We start from the raw sequence: 6860 nt of genomic DNA, 5'->3' as shown, positions 1-6860 counted from the left end.
TTATCGATCTTATACCGTTTGCTATAGGCATATTCGCCGAAGCCCTCAAAAGCCGCAGAAGAATAATGCATTCTGCCGCCAAAAACATCCCGGTAGTTATATGTATTCATCGGGCTGAGGTCGCGAAACGCCATGGCGGTTGCACCCATTCTTAGCCCAGAGATAAGCGGATATTCAGCGTCTGCTCCGTATGCCAAATCGTAACGGCTAGTGTTATCTTTGTTCGCAATAGCTCCGTAGATGCCCTTTAACTTCAATTTGCCGTCGTAGCCCATCAAAACGCTTTGCAGGCGGTGATCCTCGTCAAACTCTATGTCCTTGTAACTGCGAAACACTATGCCATTGCCAAAAGATTCTTCTGTAGTGCCAACATGGAGGCTAAATTCATCACGCTTGAAACCGGCATACAACTCGTCCCATTCTACACTTAAGCGCTCTGGAGCGATCTCATCCATCAGTTCGGTTTGTTCATTGGAATATTTGGGTAGATCGCTGATGAACTTCATCCCAAAACTAAAATCCTGATATGCCAGATTGAAACCAAATTCATTGGAGAAATATGCATTCAAAGAATCCGCCGCCGTGCGATACACAAATTCTGCTTCATTCAAGCCATTGATCTGCAAAGTGTTTTGCCCCATTAGCGAAAGCGCCATGAAGACCAAAATGATAACAAGCTTCCACTTCATTATTCTTCCTTCTCTTCATGATGCCCACAGTTGCCGCAGTGCTCACCATCCTCACCGGGTTTATGGACAGGTTCATCTTTGAGACCCAGCAATTCTCTCACATGAGCTTCATAGACCTTTTCTGTGCCGACTTCAAAGCCAATGTGAGAATACACTATCTCACCAGCATTATTCAGAATAAAGCTATGTGGGGGATTCACCACATTCAACTGTTTGGCAAGTTTCTTATCCGGATCAAAGAGAGTGATGAACTTGAAGTTTTTACTCTTAAGATAGCTTTTGGCGCGCGCTTGAGTCTTGGGTGCATCGATAGAGATCATCACTACCGTAAGCTCTTCATATTTCTCCATCAGAGTATTGAGCGCTGGCATTGCCTCTTTACAGGGCTTACAATAATCTGCCCAGAAATCTATAATAACCGGTCCGTTGCCCAAAAGGGAAGCAAGCGTAACCTCGTTACCGCTTAGATCCGGCAGTTTAAAATCCGGCATAGTGTCGGCAAAAGCCGGTAAAATCATGATTATCAAGGCCATAAGAGTAAATATCTTTCTCATCGGGTTCTCCTTTATTTTGCGGAAACGCTGTGTACTATTCCGTCGTAGATGCGAGATTCATTGGTAAATGATGGCGGGCGATATTGCACAAATACTACCAGCTTGTAATTGGATGGCATTGCCCCCGATGTGCTCAAGCTTATCTGTTTGCCCGTGGTAAGATCATTTGGTATCAGAAGAGACCTACCCACCGCACGCACTACATTGTGCAGAGGTTCGCCGTTCACATTGGTCTGGCTTACCTCATCGGTGATAATTACATAGTTCAGATACATATCTGTAAGATCCAGCTCTTCTAGGGGATTCAGCATTACTAATGTGCTGATTTCTTGTGAATTGGCACTTATATTTTGCAGTTCAATTTCGATGCTTCTGTTTTCGCTAACCAGGTAGCTCACAATACTTTCGTAAGCATCCAGTTGTTCATCATCGCTACCTGTCACCTTACTCATGCCCTGAAATACGGCAGTTGGTGCCCTAAAAGCGCTGTAATAGTTAGCAGTATCGTTTCCCTGTACCAGCAAAGTGTTGGCGATATGATGTTCCAAATAGATGAAATTCGGATGCGCTTCTTGTAATTCATTCAGTTTCGCCTCTGCAGGGGGACAATATGGACAGCTATCAAAAGTAAAATATTCCGCAATTACCAGCTTTTTGGATTCATCGGGAACACAGGCTTGATTGCCAAGCAGAACCCAGCCCTCATCTCCATATCTCACTTTTTCACCCACAAAAAGACTGTCGGCCAGAACTGCTTTAGCATCTGGACTTAGCACTTTCAGGCGCCAGTTTACCACGCCATGATTGTCTATAATATGGTTCCATGCCTTATCGGATACTTCAAACAACACGCCGGGTTCATCCAAAAAGCTTTCAATCCATGCCAGGCGTTCACTTTTATCTACTCCGTTGTGGATGTAGTCTTCGGCATACAGAGCTTCTATATTGGCAAAATTATCACGATTCAGTATGCTAAAATAATGCTCTACAATGCTCAGGAATGATTCCAGACTATCGACATCCCCCGTCGGCAAATCGCTAAAATCGTGATCATACCTGTCGCAAGCCCCAGCCAGAAGCAGCAAGGCAAGTAAGCTTATTATCGCTATCCTTAGCTTCATCTTTTACTCCTTAATTCGTGATGTTTTTCAGGGCATCCCGAATCATATTCTTACTGATCAATTCCGGAAATATCTGTGGCTCTTCACCTGGAATGTAAAGAGCATTGAAGGGCACCCCCAAACGCTCGTGACTCGTAATCCAATCTAGCAACACGGGGTCTTTTTTGGTGAAATCACCCTTTAGCAACACTACTTCCTTAGCGGCAAAATCTTGCATTATATCTTCAGTAAAGAGCACTGTCCTTTCATTCGTCTTGCAATTTTTGCACCATTCTGCCCCAATATCCAAAAATACACTTTTCCCTTCTGCCTGAAGTTTGCCGATCAACTGTGGGCTAAAGATATACCAGCCCTCAGGGGCATGAGGGGATTGCAGCATTTCGTCTCCCACCGGCACCACCGCATCCACTGCCAGATGCTCTTCTTTGATGGGCAGATAGTGCCATGACGCAGCCACGATGATGACCAAAGCCAGAATGCTGAATATCCATTGCGTTGCGCGGCTGTATTCAAAACGTACAAACTTGCCATAGAGCCACACAGCAAAGCCTACAATCAATAGATAGAAGACTACATTTACCAGATATGCTCCACTGGTAAGCGCCAATGTGGTTTTTAGCATGGTATATACCAGCCACAACAGCACGAAGCCCATCAGTTCTTTAAACAGCACCATCCAATTCCCGGGTTTGGGAATTATCTTCAACGCTTTGGGAAAGATACCGATCAGGATAAAGGGGAAGGCAAAGCCCAAACCGATCATCAGGAAAAATACCGTGATCAGTGCTGGAGGCATCTTCATGGCAAAGGGCAACGCCGCACCTAGAAAAGGACCCGTGCAGGATATCGCCATCAAAAAGGCGAAGATCCCACCAAAGAAGCTACCACCATAGCCACCCTTGGAAGTGGCTTTATTGGCCGCATTCATGCCCGGAACGGTGATCTCGAATACTCCTAAAAGCGATAGTGCAAACACAAAGACAATTGCCATCAGCGCTACCTGGAAATAAGGGTTCTGGTTTTGCGTACCCCAACCTGCAGATTGCCCTGCAGCCTGGATACCAATAAAAATAGCGGCAAGGATGGCAAATGAGATAAGCACTCCCAAAGTATATACCATCACATGCCGGAAAACTTTAGATTTATCGTTTTGCGCCTGATTGATGATTGCCATAATGCGAATGGGCAAGATCGGCAACACACAGGGCGTTATGTTCAAAATAAGTCCACCCAAAAAGGCAAAAAGCAGGAACTTCAGGATTTCCTGCCAACCTGTAGCGTTTGCTTCGGCGCTTTTTGCGCTAGGAGCTTGAGCTTTTGCCTCATATAAGTCCTTAGCAAATTCTCCTGTATCCTCTTGCACAAGTTCAGGTTCTGCAGATTCTTGCGCTTCGGGTTCTGCCATCTGGGTAATGGAAATGGGGGGTTCTTCTACCATTTCGGTAGTTATGGGTGCTACAACCTCAAAGCTAAGCGTTCCAGCCTGTTCTTCCGGAGGATCACACATCCCGCTTTCGTAGCAGAGGTTATAACTCATCAGAACACTGATTTGTTTAAGCCCTGGCTGTGCACTAGCTTTAACCCGGAAAGGCAAGCTAAGTGTAACTCTGGGATAGTATAGCCACTCTGTATCAGATACAATTTTAGCAGGTTTGGGCAGATCCAATCTGCCAATTTCAAGATCTTGATGTTCGGCTTCCACATAAAAATAAACCGGATCTGCCGGATCTACACTCTGTTTACGATCTGGAGGAATCTCCAGTGTGGCTCGAATAAAGCCTCTATCTAAAGGTTTTAGCACCTTCTCGGAAATGCTAAACGTAACCGATTGAGCCGCAAGACCCAAGTTTATCGTGACCAAAAGAAGGAGCAGCGCTATTTTTTTGGCGCGCATTTATACCTCCACAGTAATAATCTTTTTTTTATATCAAATATACTAATGCAATTTGCTAAACATACCAAGTGATTAATAAAACGCCAGATGCATCTATCTAAACCTTTTATGGTCTTTTTATACCCTTAAAGGACTTATATCGTGGCTTAGATTGGGCCTAGTGAAGTGCACGATTCGATACAGTAAGACTTTGTTTGCACAGCTTGATTGAGGGATAATGGGAGTGAGTTTATCAGTAGTACTCCTAGATTATAATCATGCCCCTCCAAAAGCTTTAAACTAACAATAGCGAAGCTTTAGGCAGAGATCATCGGATGAGACGGGATGATGGTGCCTTTAACCCTCGTTAATGCCAATATTATGCTTTGGTGCAGGATCAAGTTTCTGAGCTTAACGCTTCGGAATATTCAGGAGACCGTTGCACATACATATATATCGTTTTTTTATGCACGAGATATCGGTTTGGTGGGCTTTTTCTGATCGTAGCTATGACCACCCACTACCCTTGTAGTATGGCTTTACCCCATTCTATGTGTTGGTTCGTGGATAGAAAAAAGGGATCACGCTTAACGTGAGCCCTGTTTATTGTATTTATAAGTTCTTATTTTGTTTCTTCCATCTCGATCAGTGGGATATTCAGTTCTTCTGTGCCGGGAATTACAAACCTGCCATTGCGAATGATGTCGCTATGCTTTCCATCATGACTTACGGCGCAGATAAACTCCAGCATTTCATAAGGCAAAGTAATATCTGTATGGTGCATCAGATATGCGTTTACAGGGTCGTCCTTGCGTTTGGCAGATTGCTCATTGTCCACTGCTATCATCTCTTTGCCATTAACGAAGCTGGGGTGTTCGGAATCCTCTTCGTGGCTGAAACAAGTGTCGCCGATGGCAAAGTGCGGACCCATCTTTTCGATGATCAGGATGGGTAAAAGCGACATGATGTCATACTTTTTGGCCATCTGATAAGCCGACGTATTTGTTCCGATGGCAAATTCTCCAATGGGCAGGCTTTTGTGAGGAAAGAGCAAGTTTTCGAATACATACTGACGAGATTCTTCCGGATTGTCGTAGTTTGTGCAAGAGTAATTCTTTACCCATCCATCCTCAAATTCTATCTTCAGATTGAAATACCGCAGACTTCCCAGATAGATATCTTCCACATGCAAGATGCCCGTGGTTCCCTTTAACACTGGTGAAGTAAACACCTCTCCTACAGGGATATTAACATCTGCAACGCAGTTTTCGAATAAGGTTTCGCGGGTGGGGTCTTTCAGATGGTGCATTTGCACTTTGATATCTGTCTCGTTTGTGCCTTTTCCTTTAACGTGAACGTATTCGGCGGTATCCAGTACATCAATAATCTTTTGCTGGATGGTGGCATAGCGTTTGCTGTCCAGCAAGTTGATGCGCAATGTATCTGCAAAGATTTCCGGGAATTTATCCCCGATCTCGGTAGAAGGAAACGCTATAATGGTAAAGCTGGCTTCCTCTCGTTTGTAATAAGAGTAATAAAGCTGTCCGCTACGGGCTTGATACTCACGCATGAGTTGCTGTTGTTCTTCGCTTAGTTTGAGGGTAGTGCTTTTGTTGATGGGGCTGAATGGCGTTTCTCCAAAAAGTTCAACGTAAATGGGTCCAGCCTGCTGAGCAACGATATCTTTTATCTCTTCCAGTGTGTTTTTACCTATCTGAAGAGATTTATCCACAAAATCCCGATCCAGCATAAGCGCAGAATCGTAACGATGGTCGTAGGGATACTGACGGTTGAAGCCACTACCTTGGAGTTGAGGCACCAAAGCGGTAATGCCGATGGCTTCCAATTCGTCGATTATCAATCGACCCAGAGCTTCCATGCCGATAGGAATGATCAGATTTGCATATTTCTTTTTTTTGTAGTCCTTTTTTGCGCGCACAAAGCCATCTACCCAGCTTTTTACCACAAATCTGGCTATCGCCGCCAGCTCTTGGGGCGGATAGGCGGCGATAAACTCTGCCATTTCCATATCGTATTTGCTGAGGTAGGCGCAATAGCGATACATGTAGCGAATATCATCAAGATCGGCATCATGTACGATTTTGTAGAAATAATCGTTCTGAGGCGAAAAACGACGTATATAAGAGGCTTGAACCAACAGTTCATGGATCTTCAAGTGTTCTTGTTTATAGATATTTAGAAGGGCGTTGTAATCACTTTTAGCGGGAGAATTCCACAAAGCAAAGAACAGATCAAGGCTATAGCGGACGGAAACGTAATTGCCATCAATACCGCTGTGACGAATAGCTCCGGCATTAGAACAGATGGCGCTAAGGAAAGGACCAATCTCGGCGCCGTAGAGTTTATGAGTATAATCCGGGTTTTGAATTGAATTATCGTAGTTTATACCCGGAGTAAAAGTACTATACACGTCTTCATACAATGCTTCCAATTCCTTTAGAGAAGTCTTTTTTAAGAGAGGATCCTGTTGTAGAAGGCATACGTAATCCCAAGATCTAAGGGCAATTTCACGATAATGTGTAAAAAACTCTGCCAAGGGGGCGTCTGCGGGAATACTTAAGCCGCGTAGTTTTTCGATCAACGCCGCACATTCTGCTTTGGG

Annotated in this window: 5 protein-coding genes; all 5 read right to left on the bottom strand. The window is 44.4% G+C overall.

Annotation, left to right across the window (positions count from 1 at the left end; translation table 11 throughout):
* Window positions 1-689 (bottom strand): DUF6029 family protein (locus LHW48_07070; protein ID MCB5260218.1); only part of this gene is annotated, 689 nt, incomplete at its 3' end.
* Window positions 689-1243 (bottom strand): TlpA family protein disulfide reductase, encoded by a 555-nt coding sequence (locus LHW48_07065; GenBank protein MCB5260217.1) that lies wholly within the window; start codon window positions 1241-1243, stop codon window positions 689-691. The genes LHW48_07065 and LHW48_07070, both read right to left, overlap by 1 nt.
* An 11-nt stretch (window positions 1244-1254) precedes the next feature.
* On the bottom strand, window positions 1255-2364 hold the full coding sequence (locus LHW48_07060) for a hypothetical protein (protein MCB5260216.1): 1110 nt from the start codon (window positions 2362-2364) through the stop codon (window positions 1255-1257).
* A 10-nt stretch (window positions 2365-2374) separates the two neighbouring features.
* A complete protein-coding gene (locus LHW48_07055) occupies window positions 2375-4258 on the bottom strand; it encodes a thioredoxin family protein (GenBank protein MCB5260215.1) in 1884 nt (627 codons plus the stop codon).
* A 601-nt stretch (window positions 4259-4859) separates the two neighbouring features.
* The coding region (locus LHW48_07050) for an aminopeptidase (GenBank protein MCB5260214.1) at window positions 4860-6860 on the bottom strand (2001 nt) is incomplete at its 5' end.

It is taken from the genome of Candidatus Cloacimonadota bacterium, from assembly GCA_020532355.1.
In the GTDB taxonomy this organism is placed as follows: domain Bacteria; phylum Cloacimonadota; class Cloacimonadia; order Cloacimonadales; family Cloacimonadaceae; genus UBA5456.
This window is presented reverse-complemented; position numbering and strand designations above follow the sequence as displayed.